Source organism: Streptomyces sp. NBC_01775 (assembly GCF_035917675.1).
GTDB lineage: Bacteria > Actinomycetota > Actinomycetes > Streptomycetales > Streptomycetaceae > Streptomyces.
In genome coordinates this window covers 8,515,271-8,536,949 of record NZ_CP109104.1, presented here as the reverse complement: position 1 = coordinate 8,536,949, position 21,679 = coordinate 8,515,271, and the positions used below count along the sequence as shown (strand labels likewise).

Sequence of the window (21,679 nt, the reverse complement as noted above, 5' to 3'; positions counted from 1 at the left end):
CACCTGCTCCCGCTTCCCTGCCGACGGCAGTCGTTCACCGCTCCGTCGCAGTTCATGGCACTATTGTGAGCAATTATTCAGGTCCTGCGCCACTCGCTTTCGCGGCGCTGTCCAGGAGGTGCCATGCCGTCCGGTCATCGCGGACTTCAGCCACGTAAACAGCCACGACAGGCTCGCTCCGAACTCACCAGACAGCGCATCCTCGCCGCCGCTGCTCACGTTTTCGCCGAACACGGCTACGCCGCCGGGACCACCAACCGGATCGCCGAGCGCGCACGGATCTCGATCGGCTCGCTGTATCAGTACTACCCGAACAAGGATGCGATCCTCGTCGAGCTGCTGACCCAGCACCTCGAAGCGGGGGCAGCCGCCGTCACACGCCGCCAGGAGGAAGAACTGCCCGACTCCCTCGAAGAGATCATCCGCAAGTTCGTACACACCGCGATCGAGAACCACCTCGACGACCCTCAACTGCTCCGCGTCATGGCCGAGCAGGCACCCCGGGCCCCCGAGCTCCTTGAGAAGATCACCCACCACTGGCGCGCACGGGTCGCCTACGTCCGGGAGCTGCTCGGAAGCCACCCGGAGGTCCAGGTCGGCGACACGCACATCGCCGCCCGTCTCGTCGTCTCCACGATCGAACTCCTCGTCCACCAGCTCATCGCCGCCCCCGACCCCATCGACATCCCCCAGTTCGAGAACGAACTCGTCGCCATGCTCACGCGCTACCTCACGGGCGGAGCAGGCGCGTTGGGCGATATGGGTGGCGTGGATGCCATGGGCGGGGCAGCGGAGCGTTCGGGCTGAGAGGGCAGTGATCGCGGAAGGGGGAGGTAGGGGTTGGGGGTTGGGGGTTAATCGGCCGAACGGATTCCGCCGTGCACCCGCGGAGCCCGACAGGGCTCAACTCGACGTCGTCATCGGGCAGCTGGGACGCGGGAGAGCCGATCCGCGCTCGCTCAGGACACGAGGGTCTGCTCTTCCAATTCGGTCAGCTTCACGGTGCACAGGCCGCTGCGCTCGGTCTTTACGTCCGACACCTTGAGCTGCGTGCCCGGCAGGAGGATGAATTCCTCCTCCTCGGTAAAGGAGGAGAAACTGCGGATGCCCACGGCCCGGACGGGGAGCACCTCGAAGAGCGTTCGCTTGCCGCGGCTGCCGAGGAATCCCCGTGCCACGCCGACCTTGGACGTGCACGAGGACACGCCCCACCAGGTCACGGTCCGTCCGAGTGGGTATTGCGCGCGCAGGTCCAGCGATACCCCGCGCCACAACGGCTCCGTGCGGGCGGGAAGCCCCGATACCGCCGAGAACAACAGGCGAAGATACGGGAGGTACGGGACGATTTTGGTCCGGTCCGGGGAGCGCAGAATGGCGTTGATCTCCCGGTAGAACGCGGACTCGCAGGTATAGAGGTACAGGGCGGCGATCGCATCGGCGGACAGGCTGTCGGCCGCTTCGTCCGCCCGCCTCTTGCCGAATTCGTGCGACAGCTTGACGTGCTGGTCGAGACCGGACAGCAGCTTGGCGACCGGGGTAACGGCGTCACGAAATTCCATGAGCGCGGTGTCGAACACACCGGTGATCGCCGGGAGGACGAGCCCCTCGTCTTTGACGCTGGCGAGCCGTTCGAGATAGAGCTGGTGCAGCTCCATGGTGGACGCGATGAACGTGCCCATGCGTTCGGCGATGTCGCCTTCCGTCCCGCCGGCCGCCGCCGCGAGCTTGTTCCACCCCTGGCTCGGCAGCCAGTCGATCTCATCGGCACCCAGCGACGCGAGGGCGTCGTTCACCATCCCGAAATGGTCGCCTTCGCAGAAGATGTCGCCCTGCGCCGCGGGGTTGGGGTGGTCGATATGCCGGACGTCGACCTCTGGGTACTTCTTCTGGAGTTCGAGGACGATCTTCTTCAGATTGCGCGCGTGAGCGCCCCACCAGGCGAAGACAACGCCACGGTCCTCGTCGGCAGCGTTCTGTTTGGCCTTGAGGATCTCTTCGACGATCCGCTCGGCGACCGGACGCCAGAATCCGGCGTGCCGGTCGGACCCCCGCGCCTCGTTACCGCTGGCGGTGAGAGCCGCGTTCAGCAGCAGCACCCCCTGCGTGAGCATCGCCTGAAACCATTCCGGCGGCTGAACGGTCTCCTGCTTCTTCAAAAGCGCGCGAACGTCGGCGATCGGGGTCTTCTTGGGAATTCCGTACTTCCACATCGCCGCTGCCTTGATGATGCAGCGGATGCTCACGACCCTGCCGAACTGACTGTCTTTCCAGTCGTGGAAGGTGTTGTCGAACATGGCGATGCCGGTGGCGCTCTCCGGCCGCGGGTACGGGTTCTGGCCGAATATGACGACCTTCCACTTGTGCGGCGGGTTGGGCTTGAGCGCCTGGAAGGTCAGTTCGCGCACGGGGACGACGTCCGGGCCACGGCCCGGACCGATGAAGGTGGCCGCGTCCGGCTGCGCCTCGATGACCGGCTTCAGCAGCGGAAGCCAGGGTTCGCCGCCGCCCTTGAACAGTTCGGTGAGGGCCAGCGGGTCATTCGGGTCGGGCTTGGCGGGGGTATTGGCATCGCTCATTGTGGAGGGACTCCGAATTGTCAACCCGTGCTGGCGGGAGCGTGATTGGCGAGGTGGTCGATTTCCACGGGAAATCCCTGGATCCGCCTGAATCCAACGGCAAAGAACCCCCGACGCCGGGCATGTGGGCCGGCCGACTCTCCTCGGCGGCGTCGGAGTTCAAGACTTGGTCCGCGAAAATCTGGCGGCAGGCTAGCACCGGGTCGGTACGCTCGCAATCGTGACGATAGGTCACGAACTGTCGTCGGCAGAGGCGTTGTCAGTGGGACACGGTAGCGTCATGACCGGTGGAAGGACCGTTTCTCGATTGGAGTGGATTGTGACCGTAAACCGCGTGCCGTCGCCGCTTAGGGTCGTGTTGACCGATATCAACACGAAGGTGGTGGAGGCGTGGCAGGCGGCGTTTGCCGATACCCCCGAGATCGAGATCCGCAAAGGCTCAATCCTCGATGAGAACGTCGATGCCTGGGTCAACCCGACCAACTCCCGGGGCCGGATGGACGGCGGTGTCGACGCGGTCATCAAGCGGCACCTCGGAGCGGGCATACAGCTGCGCGTGCAGCGGGCGATCCGCGATCAGTCCGCGGGACGGCTCCCCGTGGGAAGCGCGGTGTGCGTCCCGTCGGGGGCGACCAACCCGAAGTTCCTGATCTCGACGCCGACGATGGAGAACTCCTCACAGAACGTGAGTGAGACCCTGAACGTTGCCCTGGCGTGCGCCGCCGCGTTCCAGGCGGTCCACCGGCAGAACAAGGAGACGCCGGGCAGCATCGAGTCGGTGGCGCTGGTCGGCATGGGCGCCCAGACCGGCCGGGTGTCGGCACGGGTGTGCGCGAACCTGATGTGGACGGGCTACACGTTGTTCAACGACTACCACTTCGAGGACTACGACGACCTGCGCAGCACGATCACCGCGCAGCTCGACGACATCGAGAACGCGCCCGACGAAGAGCGGGTACGCATCGCCCCACCCCAGCGCCCCACCTCCCGTCGCTGACTGGGGTTCTCAGTGGAAACGGTCCCCCGCAAGTGAGTTGATACGCGTGTGCGGGGTTCCCACGACCGGCTGCTCGACCGCTCGAAGACGTGAAGCCCCAGGTGGGACGGCTTTCACCGGAGGACGCTGTCCCCGGCTACCAGAGACTTCACGTTGGTTACTTGTACGGAGCCCCGCCCCGCCAACTCACCTCACAGGCAGGCGGGTTGGCGTAGGGGGCGCGTGCCGGGAAGTGGTGAAGCTCCTGGCAGACGGGCCGTCGGCCAGGAGCAACCTGTCCGCCCCTTTTCGAGCCCGGCGTTGCTCAGTCCCTCGCCTGTTGCTCAGTCCTCGCCTTTCGAGTTCGGTGCCGTAGAGATCGGCGTCGCAGAGCTCGGCGTAGACGTCGTCCGGGTCGAGCGAGATCTCGGGGTCATCCAGGTCAGCGGTTGACCGGTTGGGGACCGGGACACCCAGCAAGGTGTTCCCTCCCATGAGGATGAACGTGCCCTCAGTGTCGCGGTGGACGATCCGCGCCGGCTGATCTGCCGGTATCCGGCGTCCGCCCCCTCGTTCGGATCGCATCCGCCTGCACCGACACCAGCGCCCCGCAACCAACATCCAAGCTGTTCACGGGGCATTTCAGGGCTTCGCGGAGAGTGGCCCGGGGGGGGATTCGACCGGCGGGTATGGCTCCGGAGGCGGCATGCCCATGCCAGTTCCACGGACGGCCGGGGGCCAACTCTCCCGGGGGCCTGTTCGCTGAACCCGGTGACCGTACGCACCGTGACACAGAGCTACGGCGAACCGCACCGCACCGCCCCGAGGCCGCGTGCGTGCGCGCCCAGGGGTGCCGCGTTGGCGTACGACGCCCTTGGCAGGCGCGTAACCGGTCTCAGGGAGCGGGCCGCCGAGGCTACCGGGGGCGTCCCGCCCGTCCGCGGGACTGCGCGCCCTCCAGGACGCCGACGCCTACCGCCGCGAGGCCGACCTGGATGGCGAGTTCTATCCAGTCGATTCCTCTGGTGTCGGCGACGTCGGCGGCGCCGGCGATGGCCGTGCCCGCCAGCGCCGCGATGATGCCGACCACGAGCGTCCAGAGCAGGCCGACGTGCTGCCTGCCCGGCAGAACCAGGCGGCCGAGTGCGCCGATGACGAGGCCGATGATGACGGCGCTGATGATGCCTGAGATATCCACGGGTTCCCCTTTCAACCCTTTTGAGCAGAGCTCCCCGTACGAGTGTCCAAAAGGTCGGCGAATATGTCGCACGGAGCGGGCCTACGGGATAGCAGTCGGTAACCGGGATGGGTGGCCGGAGCCCCTGGGAGCTCCGGCCTCCGACCGCGGGGGCGAGAGGAAAGCGGGTTCGAACTCCGCGATCATGCCCAGGGTGCGCCGAGCGAAATCGCGGGGCTCGCCGCCGACCGGTCGCGTAGGCGCGAAACCGCCGTACCGCAAGGGAGTTGCCCGCTTCCCTCCCCGCCGGCGCTCGGCGACAGTGTGGCCCATGCCGGATTCCCCCGCGCCCGACTCCCCCGTGCCCGCCGCCGACTCCACCGTGCCGTCCCCCGGCCCTGACTCCCCCGTCACCCCACGCGGCTTCGTGGCGGTGGCCAACGCGCGCGTATGTCTTCTCCTCGACGCCCGCGGTGCCGGGCTGCCCTCGGTCGTGCACTGGGGCGCTCCCCTGGATCAGACCGATCTCGACCGCGCCGCCGACCTCGCCGACGCGCTCTCGGCGCCGGTGCCCCCGGCCGGCCCGGACTCCCCGGTTCCGCCGGGGCTGCTGCCGGAGCACGCCACCGGATACCCGGGTCGGCCCGGATTGCGCGGTCATCGGAACGGGGCCGACTGGACGCCGCTCTTCGCCCTGGAGTCCGTCACACCGTCGGCTGCTCCATCCGGTACGACGTCGGGCGGCACAGCGCACGCCGCTGGGTCACCCGCCGACAGTCACCAGCACGGCATCCGACGCGCCACGCTGACCGCCGTGGACGAGCACGCCGCGCTGCGGCTGCGGACCGAGATCGAGCTGGCCCCGGACGGGCTGCTGCGCATACGCCACGTACTGCGCAACACCGGGCGGGCACCGTACGCGCTGGACGGGCTGGAGGCCGCCTTGCCGTTGCCCGCGCACGCCACCGAGCTGTTGGACTTCACCGGGCGGCACTGCCGTGAGCGCGTCCCGCAGCGGCAGCCCTTCCACGACGGACTGCGCGTACGCGAGTCGCGCAGGGGCAGGCCGGGGCTGGACGCGACCATAGGCATGCTCGCGGGAGCATCCGGCTTCGGATTCCGGCACGGCGAGGTGTGGGCCGCGCACGTGGCATGGAGCGGCGGGCACACGCTCTACGCCGAGCGGCTGCCGGAGGGTGGGGGGATGCTCGGCGGCGGAGAGCTGCTCGCGCCCGGTGAGCTGACACTGGGCCCCGGAGAGGAGTACGCCATGCCGTGGCTGTGTGCCGCGTACAGCGACACGGGCATCGACGGCATCAGCTCCGCGTTCCACGGCTGGCTGCGCTCCCGGCCACCGCGCGCCCGCTGGTCCCGGCCTCGCCCGGTGGTGCTCAACACGTGGGAAGCCGTCTACTTCCGGCACGACGAGCAACGGCTGCGCGCACTGGCCGAGACGGCGGCCGAGGCGGGGGTGGAGCGTTTCGTGCTGGACGACGGATGGTTCCAGGGCCGCCGTGACGACCACGCGGGGCTCGGCGACTGGTACGTGGACGAGGAGGTGTGGCCGCGCGGGCTGGGGCCGCTCATCGGCCATGTGCGCTCCCTGGGCATGGAGTTCGGGCTGTGGGTCGAGCCCGAGATGGTCAACCCGGATTCCCGGCTGTTCCGCGACCACCCCGAGTGGGTTCTGGCCCCTCCTGGGCGTACTCCTCCGAAGGCCCGCCATCAGCTCGTGCTGGACCTGGCGCGACCGGATGCCTGGGCGTATGTGCACGAGCGCCTCGACGCGCTGCTGAACGCGCACCAGATCGCGGCCCTCAAGTGGGACCACAACCGGGACCTGGTGGCGGCCCAGCACGCCGGGCGCGCCGGTGCGCACACGCAGACCGTCGCCGTCTACCGGCTGTTGGACGCGCTGCGGGACCAGCATCCGGACGTCGAGATCGAAAGCTGCGCCTCCGGCGGGGGCAGGGTGGACCTGGGCATCCTTGAGCGCACCGACAGAGTCTGGACCAGCGACTGCAACGACGCGCTGGAACGGCAGGCCATCCAGCGCTGGACCGGAGTGTTCCTGCCGCCCGAACTGCTCGGCGCGCACATCGGGCCCGCACGCGCCCACACCACGGGCCGCACCCACGCACTGGACCTGCGGGCCGCGACCGCGCTGTTCGGCCACGCCGGGGCGGAGTGGGACATCGACGGCGCGGCGGACGACGCGGAACGGGCGGCGCTCCAGCGGGTGTTCGCCCTCTACAAGCGGCACCGTGCGCTGCTGCACTCCGGCGCCGTCGTGCGCGCCGACCATCCGGACCCCGGGGCGTGGGTGCACGGGGTCGTCGCGGCGGACCGGAGCGAGGCGCTGTTCTGCTACGCGCAGTTGGCCGTCCCCGCTCACGGCGTACCGGCACCCGTGCGACTGCCGGGCCTGGATCCGGCACAGCGCTACCGCATACGTGTCGTACACCCGACAGGCACTCCCCCGCCCGCCGGGGCGACGCCGCCCCGCTGGTGGTCCGCGGGCGGTACGACGCTGAGCGGGCGCGCCCTGGAAGGACTCGGCCTCCAGCCCCCGCTGACGCCCCCCGAGCGTGCCTGGCTGCTGCACCTGGAAGCCACGGCCGGCACCACCGCCCCCGTATCACCTCGCTGAATCTCACCGGCCCAGCCGGCCCAGCCGGTCTCGCTGACCTCGCCGACCTGCGAAGACGACCGCCGCGGCGCGGCATTGTCAGTGGGAGCTGGAAGACTCGGCGGCATGGCAGAGGCAGTGGCGGAACCCGTCACGGAGGGTGAGGTCACCGGGGGCAGGTGGGCGCTGGCACCGGTGGGGGACGGACGCGTGCGGGTGTGTCCGGTGGACGCGCGGGGGCACCGGGCCGGGCCGGTGCGCACCGAGGAGTCGGCGGCGGCAGCGGTGCGGTCCAGGCCGGAGGTGGCCCGCTGGGTATGGCGCTCGACGGCCGAGATCCTGCCCGAGCTGCTGGCCTCCCCCGGCCTCCGGGCGGGAGCCGCCCCCGGGGTGCGGGTGGAGCGGTGTTACGACGTGGAGGCGGCGGAGGCGCTGTTGCTGGGGCACGAGGGCATGGCGGGGCACGCCCGCTCCCTGCCCGCGGCGTGGGCGCGGCTGCACGGGCTGCCCGTCCCGCCCGACCGGCATGCGGCGGCGCGCGAGTCGGACCCGCAGCCCTCGTTGTTCGAGACCGGGCCGGTGCCGCTGCCCGAGGGTGCTGAGCCGCTGGAAGCGCTGCTGGAGGTGTACGCCGCGCAGCTGGCCCGTACGGAGCGGGCCGAGCATCCGGAGCGTATGCGGCTGCTGCTGGCGGGGGAGTCGGCGGGCACGCTGGTGGCGGCCGAGATGACCAGGGCGGGTGTCCCCTGGAGCGCGGAGATCCACCGGGAGCTGCTGCTGGAGCTGCTGGGCGAGCGGTACGCGGGCGGCGGGCTGCCGCGCCACCTCGTCGAGCTGGAGGAGGAGGTCTCGCGGGCGTTCGGCCCTGGCATACGGGTGCGGCCGGATCTGCCGGCCGAGGTGCTGCACGCGTTCGCGCGCGCCGGCATACGGCTGTCGTCCACCCGCAAGTGGGAGCTGGAAAAGGTCGACCATCCGGCCGTCGAGCCCCTGTTGCGCTACAAGAAGCTCTACCGGCTCTACACCGCGCACGGCTGGTCCTGGCTGCGCTCCTGGGTGCGTGACGGCCGCTTCCGTGCGGAGTACGTGCCCGGAGGGGCGGCCTCCGGGCGGTGGACGACCAACGGGGGCGGGGCACTTCAGATTCCGAAGGTGGTGCGCCGTGCCGTGGTCGCCGACCCGGGCTGGCGCCTGGTGGTGGCGGACGCCGACCAGATGGAGCCCCGCGTGCTGGCGGCCGTCTCCCGGGACCCGGGGCTGATGGCGGTGGCGGGCAGCGCCCGCGATCTGTACACCGAGCTGTCGGAGAAGGCGTTCTCGGGCGACCGCGCCCAGGCCAAGCTGGCGCTGCTCGGCGCGATCTACGGCCAGACCAGCGGCGACGGGCTCAAGAACCTCGCCGCGCTCCGAAGACGTTTCCCCGCCGCTGTCGCGTATGTGGACGACGCGGCGCGCGCGGGCGAGGAAGGGCGTCTGGTCCGCACACACCTCGGTCGCACCTGCCCCCCGGTGGGGCAGGGCACGGCCGGGGAGGAAGGCGGCAGCGGCCCGGAGGCCGGTGAGGCGGCGGGCACGGAAGTCACGGCCGACGAAGGCGCCGGGGAGCGCCCTGGCGGTGGCGGTGCTGCCAGGGCCCGGGGCCGGTTCACCCGGAACTTCGTGGTGCAGGGCAGCGCCGCCGACTGGGCGGTGCTGATGCTGGCCTCCCTGCGGCAGCGGCTGACGGGCATGGCTGCCGAGCTGGTGTTCTTCCAGCACGACGAGGTGATCGTGCACTGCCCGGCCGAGGAGGCGGAGACGGTCGCCGAGGCGATCAGGGTGGCGGGAGAACAGGCGGGGGTGGCGGCGTTCGGCCGGACCCCGGTACGGTTCGCCTTCACCACCGCGGTCGTGGAGTGCTACGCCGACGCCAAGTGAGGCGACCCGGCGCGGGCCGGCACAGCGCGCCTCCGCTCCCCCGGGCCTCCTCCCTCGAGGGCTCACCCCCGACCGCTGCCCCGCCCCTGCACCCCCACCGAGCGTGCCGCCGGGGGCTGCGAGATCATCGGAGGGGTGTGGCGCGGCACCAGCCGTCCGCACAGACACGCTCCAGAAGGGGTACACATGACTGCATCGGCCCAGATCGGGGTCACCGGATTGGCCGTCATGGGGCGCAATCTGGCCCGTAACTTCGCCCGGAACGGCCTCACCGTCGCGCTGCACAACCGCACGTCCGCCAGGACGCGGGAGCTGATGGACGAGTTCGGAAGCGAAGGCGAGTTCGTGCCGGCGTCCTCGGCCGAGGAGTTCGTGGCGTCGTTGGAGAGGCCCCGCCGCCTGGTGATCATGGTGAAGGCGGGGGCGCCGACGGACGCGGTGATCGAGGAGTTCGCCGACCTGGTCGAGCCCGGTGACGTGATCATCGACGGCGGCAACGCGCACTTCGAGGACACCCGCCGCCGCGAGGCGGCGCTGCGCGAGCGCGGTATCCATTTCGTCGGCACCGGCGTCTCGGGTGGCGAGGAGGGCGCCCTGCTGGGCCCCAGCATCATGCCGGGCGGCTCGGCCGAGTCCTACGCGTCGCTGGGACCGATGCTGGAGCGCATCGCAGCGCGCGCCCCCGACGGCGCCCCGTGCACCACCCACGTCGGCCCGGACGGCGCCGGGCACTTCGTGAAGATGGTGCACAACGGCATCGAGTACGCCGACATGCAGTTGATCGCCGAGGCGTACGACCTGCTGCGGCAAGTAGGCGGCTACTCCCCCGCCGAGATCGCGGACATCTTCCGCACCTGGAACGAAGGCCGCCTCGACTCGTACCTCATCGAGATCACCGCCGAGGTGCTGTCGCACACCGACGCGGCGACCGGCAAGCCCTTCGTCGACGTCGTGCAGGACCAGGCAGAGCAGAAGGGCACCGGACGCTGGACCGTGCAGATCGCCCTCGACCTGGGCATCCCGGTCTCCGGAATCGCCGAGGCCGTCTTCGCCCGCGCCGTCTCGGGCCACGCGGATCTGCGCGCCGCCTCCCGCCACCTGTCCGGACCCGCACTGCGGCCCCTCGGCAAGGAAGAGGCGGCGGCCTTCACCGACCGCGTCGAACAGGCCCTGTACGCATCGAAGATCGTCTCCTACACCCAGGGCTTCCACGAGATCGCCGCAGGCAGCGAGCAATACGACTGGAACATCGACCTCGGCAAGATCGCCGCGATCTGGCGCGGCGGCTGCATCATCCGGGCCGCCTTCCTGGACCGGATCACCACGGCCTACACGGCCCGGCCCCAACTGCCGAGCCTGCTCGCCGACAAGGGCTTCGCCGAGGAGATCGCCGCCGCCCAGGACGACTGGCGGCAGGTGCTCGCCACAGCCGTCACCCAGGGCGTCCCCACCCCCGGCTTCGCCGCCGCCCTCGCCTACTACGACTCCCTGCGCGCCGAACGCCTGCCCGCCGCCCTCACCCAGGGCCAACGCGACTACTTCGGAGCACACACCTACCACCGCACCGACCGCGACGGCGTGTTCCACACCCTCTGGGGCGGCGACAAGACCGAGGTCGAGAGCTGACACACGACAGCCGCTGATCCCAGAAAGGTCAAGTACAAGGAGACCGCGTGGGGCGGGCTCGCGGCGAACGTCCCTGGGACGTCGACGTCACTGCCGGACCCAGCTGCACGGCGCGAGCCCGACCGGCGTGGAACCCAGCCGAGCAGACCGCCCGAGCCCGGCCGCACGCCTACCGTGCCGGCCCCGGGGAAGTCCGGGGCCGGCCCGCGGTCCGGGGCTACGGTGTGAGCACGATCCTGCCGAAGACCTCACCCGCGTCCATCTTCCGGTGAGCCGCCACGGCTTGGTCCAGTGGCGGCAGTTCGTGCACCACCGTTTCGATCCCGCCGCGGCTCGCCGCGGCGAACTGCTCGCTCCGCACGGCGCGCCGGTCGGGTCCGGTGACGGTGTCCGCGCTGAAGGTCGCGAAGGACATCGACTTCCGGAACGCCGCCAGCATCCTCGTGCCGAAGTCCGCCGGCGGCTGACCCGCGACAGCGCCCACGGCCACCGTGCGGCCGTTCGGGTTGAGCCTGTCGAAGAACGACGGCATGTCCCCACCGGCCACCACGTCAACGATGACGTCATAGCCCGCGGGTGCCTCTTCCCCTCCTTCGCCGGAGCGGTCCAGCACATGGGTCGCGCCCAGACTGCGCAGCCGCTCGCCGCGCTCGGCCGACGACGTCGTGACCGCCACCGCGGCGGCACCACCGTGAGCCGCGAGTTGCACAGCCATGATGCCGATGCTGCCGGCCGCGCCACGCACCAGGACCGTCTCCCCGGGAGCGAAACGGGCGTGGCGAAGCCCGAAGTGGGCCACCACACCGGAACTGCCGAGCGTCACCGCGTCGACGGCGGACAGGTTCATGGGCAGGGGAAGGATCTCCTCGACCGGCGCGACGGCCTGTTCGACGTAGCCTCCGCCGGTGCCGGTGAATCCCCACACCCGCCGGCCGGTCCACGACGCGTCGACGCCGTCACCGACCGCGGTCACCGTGCCGGGGCTTCACCGAAGCCTTCATGTCGACCTTCCCCGGGGCGACGGATGCCACCGCGGGCCGCGAGTACACGGTCGAAGCGGTCGCCGGACTGGCCCAGCGGGCCAAGGAAGCAGGGCGCCTGCGGCCCGACTTCGTCCTGGACGACCTCATCCTCATGCTCATGGCCCACAAGGGGATCCACGCCACATCACCCGCCACCCAGGCCACGGCCTCCCGACGTTTCGCCGGATTTGTCATCCAGGCATTCGAAGCCTGCCCCCAGCACCCCCCGCTACCACCAGCGGCACGACTGGCACCCGCGGCACCGGTCAGCACCTGAGCGTGAGCGAGGCGGCCATTCACCCTCGACGCGCGGACCCGACTCGGGCGAGACCGCGCGGACGAGAAGCATGCCGCCGGTCTTCGGCAATCGTCCCCGTCGGTCAGTCGGTCAGCCAAGTCACAGCGGCGTGAAACACAGGTCAGGAGCGACTTCGTCGGGGGAAAGAAACGCCAACTCGCTGGCCACGACAGGCCCGCGGAGATACCCGCCGAAACAGGCCTGCGAGCCGCTGCTCGTCGTCAGCCGCAGTCCACACATCGCGAAGCAGTCCGGGAGCTCGTCGTCCTCCGATTCCCGGCCGATGACCTCGACCCCGGTGATCGGTTCAGTCACCAAGAACCTCAGAGGATGGTCCGAAGACGGCTCTGCGATGGGCGTGCGCCGAGAGAAGCCGCGGTACCAGGGGCTCTCCGACATGGCCTGTGCGGGGTTGTCGATGAAGATGAGATTTCCTTTGCCTTCCTCCTTGTCGATCAGCCACTCCTCCCCAGTGCTGCCGAGCAGCAGGACGATGCCGTATTCGACGCGAGGCTCGTCCTCAAGCTCGTGATCGTGAAGGCGAAGCACCGCCCGGAGGCGCTGGCCCAGGAGCTGCCGGGCCAGCCGCTGATTCGTCGGCAGGTAGTCGTGGATGCTCACGTGCTTGACCCTGCCACTTGACCAGATGTCGCGGCACCTTCTTTCGAGGGGCGCCGGTGTGGTTCGTGATCTATCCGGTGGGTCGAAGACGATAGCGAGCAGCTGGCGGATCTCCGGGACGGTCAATGCGATCAGGCTGGGTTCAGGGCATGGGCCGCCATACGCGCATCGGCCGACGCGGGTAGCCGGGGCAGCAGTCGTCGGCAAGTCAAAAACGTCACCGGCCCAGCCGGTGACGTGAATGTGACGCGGTCCTGCGGGGTGAGGGCGAGATCCGGCAGGCCGGGTGCCCGCACCAGCGGCCGTCCGCCTGCGCGTTGGACGTCGAGAGGGTGACGTTGCGAGGCATGGCGGCTGACGCAGGCATCGAGTTCGGTCCGCATCGAAGTCCCGGAGGAAGCCGGTCCGCAGCCGGCTCACCGATGGGGTGGGTCGTGGGGTGTCCATCTACAAGATGAAGGTGGAGATGCGGCACCAGCACACACGGGCCCGGAGCATGTGGCGGTAGCCGACGACGAGCGACGTGAGCGCCCGAGCGGGACGGGCGCTCACCGTCTTGGCCGGTCCGTCAGCCCGTCAGGCACAGCCAGCCCGTCAGGCGCAACCAGCCAGTCAGGCGCAGAGCTTGTCAGAGGGTCAGATCCCAGACGCGTACGACGCCGTCCCGGCCGGCGGTCAGGGCGACCGGGCGATCCCGCATCGTGGTGACCACCACAGCTTCAACGCTCCCATCGTGGCCGGTCAGCGGCGGCCCGATTTGTCGGCCGTCTGCGAGGTCCCAGATCCGCACGGTCCCGTCCTCGCCGCCGGTCACCAGGGCCACCCTGTCGCCGGCCAGGGCGATGTCCAAGGCGTTGATGCCGCCCTCATGACCGGTGGACGGTTCGTGGATCGGATCATCGCCTTCGTCCCCGGACAGGTCGAACACGTACACTTTTCCGGAGTCCGTGCCCGCCACGACGACCGGACGACCGTCGAGCTGGGACAACGCGACGGCGTATGCCCGCTGCTCGTCGTCCACGGGGAACGACGCGACCTGCTCGCCGTTTGCCGCGTTCCACACCTCCACCCCTTCCTCTCCGCCCCCGACGACCAGCGAGCGGCCGTCGATGCTTGCGGTGGCGAGACCCCAGATCGGGCCGGCGTCCAGTTCCACCGGAGGCTCCTCGCCGGACGGCCCCCACAGCCGGACTCCGTCCCAGTGGACCCCGCTGCTTGCCACGAACAGTGGTGGTCCCGCACCTTTCACCGTGGCGACGGACGAGACGTAGGGCTCGCCATAGGTCGTCCCGCGCAGCAGCTCGCCGCTGTCCAGGTTCCAGATGGCCGCTCCCTGTTCATCGCCACCGGCGGCCAGTACCACGCGCCCGTCGGAAACAGCCACGGCAACCGAGTCGACATCGTTCTCGGCATCCGGATACTGGGCGGCAAGTGGGTCCTCGGCAAAGGCATACGCCAACGGCCGCTCCAGCCACTCGTCCCGCAGCGGAGCCCAGCTCCACAGTTTGTAGAAGCCGGTGCACACCACCAACGGCGCCCCGTCCACCTCGACCACCGCCAGGTCGTCGAGGCGGCCGTCGGGCGCCACGCTGCTCAGAATCAAACGTTCGTCAGACATCGGAGCAGGGTAGTCGGCGCGATCTTCCGCGTCCCGGTTCGGCTCCTAGACGCCTGTCCCACCTGTCCCCGCCCTTGCCCTGCCCCTTGCCCCGAACGCTTGGGGGCGCGGGGCAGGATCCCGCTGTCCTGGGCCACGGGCTCATTACCCCACGGCACCCGGCAGAGCAGAGCCCATGCGCTGGCCCGGACGGCGCTGATCACGGGTTCGCCGAGGCGTTCTCGAAGTGGGGAAGGGTGTCGAGGCCAGGGCCGCGCCAACCCTGCGGCGTGTCCGGTGACCCCGCTCGCAGGATCTGGGCGGTGTACGGGTTGAGTTCGATGACCCCGTCCTCGCCGACGATCACCGTGCCGCCGAGATAGGCCAGGTGCCGCCCGAACGCGTAATTGGGCTCGAACGCGAAACTCATCCCGGGTTCCAGCAGCATGTCGCCGAGCATGGTGGTCTTGTCCGGGACGGAAGGGTAGACCTCGGCCCCGGGCCGGCCACTGATGTCACCGGGAAAGCCGGACAGGCCGATCATCGGATTGAGCCCGTGGATTGCGGGGCCGAACACCCACCCGTCTGCCGTCTCCACGGACTTGCGCATTTCCTCGACGATTTCGCCGAATTTTCGTCCTGGCCGCAGGGCCCGAAGTCCCGCGTCGTAGGCCGCGCGCGCGACGCTCGCCGCGCGCGTGAGGTCTTCATGCACCTCGCCGAGCGCGATCGTGACCTGGTGCTGGGTGTGCCGGCCGCCGAAGTGGCTGAACACCTCGGCGCGGATGACATCGCCGTCCCGGAGCACACGAGGGGCTTGCGGCCGATATGCCCACTGGGGCGGCCCGGAGGCAGCGGGGGCCGGACCCGACCAGAAGTGCATTCCGGGGACGACCGTTCCACGGGTGTGCGCGGCCGTCATGGCGGCGGCGTACACCTCGCTCTCCCAGGCCCCGGGGCGGGCGGCGGCAACCATCGCGCGAACCATCTCGTCACCGATTCGGGCCGAGTGGCGGACGACGGCGATCTCCTCCTGGCCCATCGCCATGATCAGTCGCAGGAACGCCAGGGCGGTCGGCCTGAACTCGACGTTCGGGAGCTGAGCCAGCACCTTGTTCCACAGGCCGTAGGGGACGATGCCCTCGGGATACCACGGAGGATAGGGCTCCAGGCCTACGACACCGACGGTCCCACTCGTGAGGCCGAGTTCGGTGATCGTCGCGACGATGGCGCGAGAATCGCGCGACGCACGGACGTTCTCCGGCGGAATCCACATGACGTCGCCTCTGCGTGAGGACTCCAGGTGGTCCATCATGAACAACTCCATCGGGAACAGGGAGATCGGCTCACGGTTCTTCGCGAAGAGCACGGTTGTCCCGGGGCGACCATTGGTGAACCACGTGTCGTAGGAGACCGGCGCCGGCCCGGCGTCTTCGTGCTCACCGAAAACCAGGAGCGCGTCAAGGCCTTCACGGTCCATGAAGTGACGAGCAAGCTCCCATCGGCGGTCGCGCTCCGCCATCGAATACGTAGGCACGTCCGAATTAGGCATGACGAATCTCCATCGCTTGTCGAAACGGAATTCAACAGCCCGAGTCGCGGGCTGTTCTGGGGAAAAGGAATTCATCGGGGCAGCACGCGGTCAGGGTGCACGGCCACGTGCTATGCGTGGTCGCCTGCGGGAGTCCGTGCGTGGTCGCCCGCGGGGTTCTGTGCGTGGTCGCCTGTGGGCCGGGCGCCCGTCAGGTCGCCGACTGGAAGTCCTCAGACCCGATGACGCGCAGCAGTTCGAGCTTGTCTCGCGCGTCGGTGCCCTCGGCCGGGAACAGCGCCAGGACTTTGAGGTCGTCCTCCGGGGTCAACAGCACCTCGCAATTCAGGTGCAGCACCCCCACCTCGGGGTGCAACACGCTCTTGCGGTCGGAACGGCGCACCGAGACCTCGTGCTTCTCCCACAGCGCACGGAACTCGGCACTGCTTTCGTTCAGATCGTGCACCAGGGCCGCCACGTCCGGATCGGCACCCCGTCGAGAGTACGTCGCCCGCAGATCTCTGACGTGCGCGGTCGAATGACGCGGCCAGTCCTCCTCCGGGCAGCGCCCCCGCACAGCGGGGTCGGTGAACCAGCGCCAGCAGAAATTGCGCGAACGGCCGGCTCTGGGGGGCATCGGCCCCAGCACACAGTCGGCGAGCCTGTTCTGCCAGAGCGCCTCGTCCACGTCCGTGCAGATGCACACCGGTACGTCGGTGAGGCGGTCGGCCAGGCTGATGAGGCCCGGACGGATGTGCCTGCCCGCGCGCCGCGACGGTGGGGTCAGCCCGGCCAGATGGAACATGTGGTCGCGTTCGTCCAGGTCGCAGCGCAAGGCGATGGCCAGCGCCGACACGATCGATTCGGAGGGGTGCGGTCCCCGGCGCTGTTCGATCCGGGCGTAGTAGTCGCTGGACATACCGGCCAGTTGGGCCACCTCCTCACGGCGCAGACCGGCCGCACGGCGCCGCATCCCTTCGGGCAGCCCGACGTCGGCCGGGCGCAGGAGTTCGCGGCGGCGGCGGAGGAAGTCGGCGAGTCCTGCACGGTCGGTCATGTTTCCCATTGTCGGCCGCCTCGCGTCGGCCTGCCAGGGACACCTTGTCCCTGGATGAGCCGACCCTGGTGCCGGCGCCGGCGACGGCCCACGGTGACGGCATGACATCCGAACTTCAGTCCCATCGCCTCGGCAGCACAGGTCCCACCGTCACCTCACCCGCACTGGGGTGCATGGGCCTGTCCGGCGCGTACGGCCCCGCCGACGACGAACAGGGCGTGCGCACCATCCACGCCTACCTCAATGCCGGTGGCACCCTGCTCGACACCGGTGACTTCTACGGCTCCGGCCACAACGAATGGCTGATCCGGCAGGCGCTGAGCAGCCGCGACCCGGAGGACGTCGTCCTCTCGGTCAAGTTCGGCGCCCTGCGCGGACCAGGCGGCAAGCTGGGCGGGAACGACGGCCGCCCCGAATCGGTCCACAACTTCCTGGGCTACTCGCTACAGCGTCTCGGTGTCGACCATCTCGACATCTACCGGCCCGCCCGCCTCGACCCCACCGTGCCGATCGAAGAGACCGTCGGCGCGATCGCGGAGATGGTCGAGAAGGGCTACGTGCGCCACATCGGCCTGAGCGAGGTGGGAGCGGACACGATCCGCCGGGCCGCAGCGGTCGCGCCGATCTCGGACGTGCAGATCGAGTACTCGCTGCTGAGCCGTGACGTCGAGGACGAGATCCTGCCCGTCTGCCGCGAGCTGGGCATCGGCATCACCGCCTACGGCGTGCTGTCGAGCGGCCTGATCGGTGGCAGCGGGTCGATGGAGGGAAAAAGGACGGTCTTTCCGCGCTTCCAGGGCGCCAACCTCGATCACAACGCCGCCCTCGTCGCCGGCTTGCAGAAGTTCGCGGCCGAGAAGGACGCCACCGTCGCACAACTGGCCGTGGCCTGGGTCGCGGCACAGGGTGACGATGTGGTGCCGGTGCTCGGCGCGCGACGGCCTGAGCAGGTCGAGACAATGGTCGACAGCACCCGCCTCTCACTGACCGATGACGATCTCGCTCGGATCGCGGCCCTGGTGCCCCGCGGCGCGGTGCGCGGCGAGCGCTACCCGGCCCCGCTCATGGCCGAGCTCGACAGCGAGCGCTGAGAAGCCCCGTGCTCCTGGCGGTGCGGCGAGCGCCACAGCGTGCCGGCGGCTGCGTCGCCAGGAGCCTTCGTGCGTCTCGTTCGGTGAGCTTCTTGCAGCAGATCAGTGCGGCACAGAGCGGGCAGCGCTGTGCCCACCAGCCTGCGCGGCGCACCGGCGGGCTACTGATGCCGCTCGCTGGAGGGTGTCGGCTCGGCCTGGTCCGCGGTCATGTCGAGCAGGAGCATGGCGTCGTGGTCGGGGATGCCGGGCTCGGTCGTGTGGACGCCGAGGCGCTGACCGGGGGTGCCCTCCAGGTCCATGGCCTGGAAGCCGAGGGTGATCTTCCCGACCTGGGGGTGCTGGAAGGTCTTGGTCGCGTGCTTGCGGCCGGTGACCTCGTACCGCTCCCACAGTCCGGCGAAGTCCGGGCTCTTGAGCAGCAGTTCGCCCACCAGGCTCGTCAGGTCGGGGGCGTCGGGGTCGGTGCCGGCCAGGGCACGCCCTCACCGACAGCGACGACCTCACCGGCGAACTCGAACCCGGCCTGGAACTCCTTACCGGTACCGGCCGCTGTCGGGTCGGCCTGGTCGAGCATCACGATGTCGGCGTTGTTCAGCGCCACCGCCCGGGCACGGACCAGAACCTGCCCGGGCCCGGGCCCGGGCCCGGGCCCGGGCACCGGCACCTGCCGCATCTCCCAGTACGGTCCGGTCCCGCCGAACAGTGCCGTCATGCTGCCGGTCATGTGTAGATCTCTCTTCGTAGCGCGCGGCGGGGGCGGGCGGTGACAGCGAAGATCCGTCGTCACCGCCCGCCTCTCATGCGGTGGTTCAGGGCGTGACGAGGACCTTCAGGGCCTCGCGGTCGGCCATCGCCCGGTAACCGTCGGGCACGCCGTCGAGGCCGACGGTGCGGTCGAAGACACGGCCCGGGTCGATGCGCCCCTCCAGCACGTCGGGGAGGAGTTCCTCGACGTAGGCGCGGGCGGGAGCGACGCCGCCGGTGAGGGTGACGTTGCGGAAGAAGACGCCGAAGCCCGCCGAGACCTGCTCGTACTGCGGAGCGCCGACCCTGCTGACGACGCCACCGTCTCGTACGACACCGAAGGCGGTGTCCATCGCCGGCGTGAGCCCCACGCACTCCAGAACGGTGTGGGTCCCGTCGCCGCCGGTCAGTTCGCGAACCTTCTCGACGCCCTCCTCGCCACGTTCGGCGACCACGTCTGTGGCGCCGAAGTCCCGGCCCAGGTCGGTGCGTTCCTTGTGACGGCCCATCAGGATGATCCGCTCCGCGCCGAGCCGCCGGGCGGCCAGTACGGCTGAGAGGCCGACGGCCCCGTCACCGATCACCGTCACCGTCGTACGAGGGTTCACCCCGGCCGTGACGGCGCAGTGGTGGCCCGTGGGGAACACGTCGGAGAGCGTCAGCAAGGAGGGCAGCAGCGCGGTGTCCTCGCCAACGGGCAGCTTGACCAACGTGCCCGCGGCCTGCGGGACGCGGACCGCTTCGCCCTGGCCGCCGTCGACGCCGTCGACAGCCCACATCCCGCCGTGGCGGCAGGAGGTCTGGAGGCCCTCGCGGCAGAAGTCGCAGGTGTTGTCGGACCAGACGAACGGCGCCACCACGACGTCGCCCCGCTTCAGCCCGGAGACGTCCGAGCCGGTCTCCTCGACGACGCCGAGGAATTCGTGGCCGATCCGCTCGCCGTGCGCGGAAGCGGACATGGATCCGTACGGCCACAGGTCGCTGCCGCATATGCACGCGCGCAGCACGCGCACCACCGCATCGGTGGGCTGCTGGATCTTCGGGTCCGGCACTTCCTCGACGCGTATGTCACCGGCTCCGTGAATCGTGGTCGCTCGCATGGGACTTCCTTCTTCTCGTGGGGGTTCCGGGGCCCGGTGGGGTTCCCGGTCTGCCTGGGGGGCGAATCAGTGGGAGCGGGTGCGCGGGCCGTTGTACTGCTCGTCGGTCACCTGCTCCAGCCAGGTGGTCTCCGGGCGGTCGTCACCGCTGCCCTCCCACATGGCGAGGTGCTCCATGAACCGTTCGGGGGTGGCGCCGTGCCAGTGCTCCTCGTCCGGCGGGCAGGTGACGGTCTCTCCGGGGTGGGCCTCGAAGACGGTGCCGTCACGGGTACCGATCAGGGCGATACCGGAGACGACGTGCAGGGTCTGGCCCAGGACGTGGTGGTGCCAGTAGGTGTGGGCGCCGGGCGCGAAACGGACCATGTTGGTGCGCAGCCGCGAGGGCTCCTGGCCTGCGTAAATCACGTCGAACCACACGTCGCCGGTGAACCACTCGGCCGGGCCCTTGCCAGTGGGCCGGGGCTTGACGAATTCCATGCGGGAAACTCCTTGAACCGAATCGGGTCGAGCCCTGTCGGGCTGTTGTGCGGCGGCGGGGGCTCCGCCGCGCGTAATGAGGAAAGACAGCGGCAGTGCGGCGGCCACGACCCGGTGACCTGCGGCGAGCCTCTGGCGGGCGATATGGCCGATGGACTTCCGCGCTGCGGACTGCTCTTCCGCCATGGCGAAACTGCTCGTCGTGCCGTGCCCCGAGACGAGGTCGTGGACGCTGCGGTCTGTGGGCGGTCAGCGGTCGATGAGCTGCCCGTACTCCTCCTGGAAGCGGTCACCGACGGTCGGCGGCAGGCTGTCGAGCTTGGCAAGCTGCTCCGCGCCGAGGACGATGCCGTCGGCGGCGGTGTTCTCCTCGACGCGGCTGACGCGCTTGGTGCCGGGGATGGGGGCGATGTCCTCGCCCTGGGCCAGCAGCCAGGCCAGCGCGACCTGGGCCGGGGTGGCACCGGCCTCGGCGGCCACCGCCTCGACCTCGTCGGCGATACGCAGATTCCGCTGGAAGTTCTCACCGGTGAACCGGGGATTTCCGGCGCGGAAGTCACTGGCGTCCAGGTTCTCGACGGAGCGGACGGTCCCGGTGAGGAAGCCGTGGCCGAGCGGCGAGTACGGCACGAACCCGATACCCAGCTCCCGCGTCAGGGGCAGGATCTCTTCCTCGACCTGCCGCTCCCACAGCGAGTACTCCGTCTGAAGTGCGGTGATCGGGTGGACGGCGTGCGCCCGGCGGATCGTCTCCGGCCCGGCCTCGGACAGTCCGATGTACCGGACCTTGCCCTCGGCCACCAGCTCCGCCAGCGCGCCCACGGTCTCCTCGATGGGCGTGGCCGGGTCGACCCGGTGCTGGTAGTACAGATCGATGCGGTCGGTCCTCAGCCGCTTCAGCGAGCCCTCCACCGCGGCGCGGACGCTCGCGGGTGAGGAATCGACCACGTTCGGGGTCGCTGCCCCGTCCGCATGGGAGACCAGGCCGAACTTCGTCGCCAGCACCGCCTCGTCCCGGTGCCCCTTCAGCGCCCGGCCGACCAGCTCCTCGTTGACGAACGGGCCGTAGACCTCGGCGGTGTCCAAGAAGGTCACGCCCAGGTCCAGGGCACGGTGGATGGTGCGGATCGACTCGGCCTCATCCGTGCCGGCGCCCGTGTAGAAGTCGGACATACCCATGGCTCCCAGACCGATCCGGGAAACGTCCAGGGCCCTCAGCTCGACGTGCCGCACA

The 21,679-nt window shown here is 69.9% G+C and carries 17 protein-coding genes and 2 pseudogenes; 7 read left to right on the top strand and 12 right to left on the bottom strand.

The genetic code is table 11. The annotated features are described in order from the left end of the window. Positions 1–123: 123 nt before the first annotated feature. Positions 124–807 carry a TetR/AcrR family transcriptional regulator gene (locus OHB04_RS37715; protein WP_326809216.1) on the top strand — a complete coding sequence of 228 codons (684 nt, stop codon included), beginning with the start codon at positions 124–126 and terminating at the stop codon, positions 805–807. A 152-nt stretch (positions 808–959) separates the two neighbouring features. Here the strand turns inward: OHB04_RS37715 and OHB04_RS37710 are convergent, their stop codons facing one another. After that, complete coding sequence (locus OHB04_RS37710; RefSeq protein ID WP_326809215.1) at positions 960–2,576, bottom strand: ADP-ribosyltransferase domain-containing protein; 1,617 nt, start codon at positions 2,574–2,576, stop codon at positions 960–962. Positions 2,577–2,895: 319 nt separating this feature from the next. Between OHB04_RS37710 and OHB04_RS37705 the strand changes: the two genes are divergently transcribed. Next, positions 2,896–3,573: a macro domain-containing protein gene (locus OHB04_RS37705; protein ID WP_326809214.1), complete on the top strand. Its 678-nt coding sequence runs from the start codon at positions 2,896–2,898 to the stop codon at positions 3,571–3,573. A gap of 895 nt (positions 3,574–4,468) precedes the next feature. Here the strand turns inward: OHB04_RS37705 and OHB04_RS37700 are convergent. Beyond that, positions 4,469–4,750, bottom strand: coding sequence for a GlsB/YeaQ/YmgE family stress response membrane protein (locus OHB04_RS37700; RefSeq protein ID WP_326692125.1), 282 nt, complete (start codon positions 4,748–4,750; stop codon positions 4,469–4,471). A gap of 310 nt (positions 4,751–5,060) precedes the next feature. On the opposite strand from OHB04_RS37700, the gene OHB04_RS37695 reads away from it, so the two are divergent. From OHB04_RS37695 to gndA, 3 genes are all read left to right on the top strand, one after another. Continuing rightward, complete coding sequence (locus OHB04_RS37695; RefSeq protein ID WP_326809213.1) at positions 5,061–7,379, top strand: alpha-galactosidase; 2,319 nt, start codon at positions 5,061–5,063, stop codon at positions 7,377–7,379. A 105-nt stretch (positions 7,380–7,484) separates the two neighbouring features. Next, a complete protein-coding gene (locus OHB04_RS37690; protein WP_326809212.1) occupies positions 7,485–9,275 on the top strand; it encodes a bifunctional 3'-5' exonuclease/DNA polymerase in 1,791 nt (596 codons plus the stop codon). Positions 9,276–9,461: 186 nt separating this feature from the next. Further along, complete coding sequence (gene gndA / locus OHB04_RS37685; protein WP_326692122.1) at positions 9,462–10,901, top strand: NADP-dependent phosphogluconate dehydrogenase; 1,440 nt, start codon at positions 9,462–9,464, stop codon at positions 10,899–10,901. A 217-nt stretch (positions 10,902–11,118) separates the two neighbouring features. Here gndA and OHB04_RS37680 read toward each other — a convergent pair. After that, positions 11,119–11,880, bottom strand: a pseudogene (locus OHB04_RS37680) (zinc-binding dehydrogenase); the annotation flags it as partial. Positions 11,881–11,900: 20 nt separating this feature from the next. On the opposite strand from OHB04_RS37680, the gene OHB04_RS37675 reads away from it, so the two are divergent. Continuing rightward, positions 11,901–12,200: a hypothetical protein gene (locus tag OHB04_RS37675; protein ID WP_326692121.1), complete on the top strand. Its 300-nt coding sequence runs from the start codon at positions 11,901–11,903 to the stop codon at positions 12,198–12,200. Between the two features lie 120 nt (positions 12,201–12,320). Here the strand turns inward: OHB04_RS37675 and OHB04_RS37670 are convergent, their stop codons facing one another. The 4 genes from OHB04_RS37670 to OHB04_RS37655 all read right to left on the bottom strand — a co-directional run bounded on the left by OHB04_RS37670 (position 12,321) and on the right by OHB04_RS37655 (position 17,027). Next, positions 12,321–12,842: a hypothetical protein gene (locus tag OHB04_RS37670; RefSeq protein WP_326809211.1), complete on the bottom strand. Its 522-nt coding sequence runs from the start codon at positions 12,840–12,842 to the stop codon at positions 12,321–12,323. Between the two features lie 628 nt (positions 12,843–13,470). Further along, positions 13,471–14,460, bottom strand: a complete 990-nt coding sequence (locus OHB04_RS37665; protein ID WP_326692119.1) for a WD40 repeat domain-containing protein — start codon at positions 14,458–14,460, stop codon at positions 13,471–13,473. A 199-nt stretch (positions 14,461–14,659) separates the two neighbouring features. Then, positions 14,660–16,066 (bottom strand): M24 family metallopeptidase, encoded by a 1,407-nt coding sequence (locus OHB04_RS37660; protein ID WP_326692118.1) that lies wholly within the window; start codon positions 16,064–16,066, stop codon positions 14,660–14,662. 115 nt (positions 16,067–16,181) lie between these two features. Further along, positions 16,182–17,027: a helix-turn-helix transcriptional regulator gene (locus OHB04_RS37655; protein WP_326692117.1), complete on the bottom strand. Its 846-nt coding sequence runs from the start codon at positions 17,025–17,027 to the stop codon at positions 16,182–16,184. A 101-nt stretch (positions 17,028–17,128) separates the two neighbouring features. Here OHB04_RS37655 and OHB04_RS37650 point away from each other — a divergent pair, with 101 nt between their 5' ends. Beyond that, positions 17,129–18,118: an aldo/keto reductase gene (locus OHB04_RS37650; protein WP_326809210.1), complete on the top strand. Its 990-nt coding sequence runs from the start codon at positions 17,129–17,131 to the stop codon at positions 18,116–18,118. Between the two features lie 161 nt (positions 18,119–18,279). On the opposite strand, the pseudogene OHB04_RS37645 reads toward OHB04_RS37650, so the two are convergent. From OHB04_RS37645 to OHB04_RS37625, 5 genes and pseudogenes are all read right to left on the bottom strand, one after another. Beyond that, a pseudogene (locus OHB04_RS37645) lies at positions 18,280–18,600 on the bottom strand (MmyB family transcriptional regulator); the annotation flags it as partial. Further along, on the bottom strand, positions 18,561–18,695 hold the full coding sequence (locus tag OHB04_RS37640) for a hypothetical protein (protein ID WP_326693090.1): 135 nt from the start codon (positions 18,693–18,695) through the stop codon (positions 18,561–18,563). The gene OHB04_RS37640 and the pseudogene OHB04_RS37645, both read right to left, overlap by 40 nt. A 235-nt stretch (positions 18,696–18,930) precedes the next feature. After that, entirely contained in the window at positions 18,931–19,965 is a 1,035-nt protein-coding gene (locus tag OHB04_RS37635) for a zinc-dependent alcohol dehydrogenase family protein (RefSeq protein ID WP_326692115.1), read from the bottom strand. A 66-nt stretch (positions 19,966–20,031) separates the two neighbouring features. After that, positions 20,032–20,445, bottom strand: coding sequence for a (R)-mandelonitrile lyase (locus tag OHB04_RS37630; protein WP_326809209.1), 414 nt, complete (start codon positions 20,443–20,445; stop codon positions 20,032–20,034). 249 nt (positions 20,446–20,694) lie between these two features. Then, entirely contained in the window at positions 20,695–21,678 is a 984-nt protein-coding gene (locus tag OHB04_RS37625; protein WP_326809590.1) for an aldo/keto reductase, read from the bottom strand. Between the last annotated feature and the right edge of the window lies 1 nt (position 21,679).

Bases quoted from the DNA above. Each gene is read 5' to 3' on its own strand.
- OHB04_RS37675 (WP_326692121.1), top strand. From the start codon at position 11,901: ATGTCGACCTTCCCCGGGGCGACGGATGCCACCGCGGGCCGCGAGTAC.
- OHB04_RS37660 (WP_326692118.1), bottom strand. From the start codon at position 16,066: ATGAATTCCTTTTCCCCAGAACAGCCCGCGACTCGGGCTGTTGAATTC.
- OHB04_RS37695 (WP_326809213.1), top strand. From the start codon at position 5,061: ATGCCGGATTCCCCCGCGCCCGACTCCCCCGTGCCCGCCGCCGACTCC.
- OHB04_RS37710 (WP_326809215.1), bottom strand. From the start codon at position 2,576: ATGAGCGATGCCAATACCCCCGCCAAGCCCGACCCGAATGACCCGCTG.
- OHB04_RS37690 (WP_326809212.1), top strand. From the start codon at position 7,485: ATGGCAGAGGCAGTGGCGGAACCCGTCACGGAGGGTGAGGTCACCGGG.
- OHB04_RS37635 (WP_326692115.1), bottom strand. From the start codon at position 19,965: ATGCGAGCGACCACGATTCACGGAGCCGGTGACATACGCGTCGAGGAA.
- OHB04_RS37715 (WP_326809216.1), top strand. From the start codon at position 124: ATGCCGTCCGGTCATCGCGGACTTCAGCCACGTAAACAGCCACGACAG.
- OHB04_RS37655 (WP_326692117.1), bottom strand. From the start codon at position 17,027: ATGACCGACCGTGCAGGACTCGCCGACTTCCTCCGCCGCCGCCGCGAA.
- OHB04_RS37640 (WP_326693090.1), bottom strand. From the start codon at position 18,695: ATGCTCGACCAGGCCGACCCGACAGCGGCCGGTACCGGTAAGGAGTTC.
- OHB04_RS37630 (WP_326809209.1), bottom strand. From the start codon at position 20,445: ATGGAATTCGTCAAGCCCCGGCCCACTGGCAAGGGCCCGGCCGAGTGG.
- OHB04_RS37665 (WP_326692119.1), bottom strand. From the start codon at position 14,460: ATGTCTGACGAACGTTTGATTCTGAGCAGCGTGGCGCCCGACGGCCGC.
- OHB04_RS37650 (WP_326809210.1), top strand. From the start codon at position 17,129: ATGACATCCGAACTTCAGTCCCATCGCCTCGGCAGCACAGGTCCCACC.
- gndA (WP_326692122.1), top strand. From the start codon at position 9,462: ATGACTGCATCGGCCCAGATCGGGGTCACCGGATTGGCCGTCATGGGG.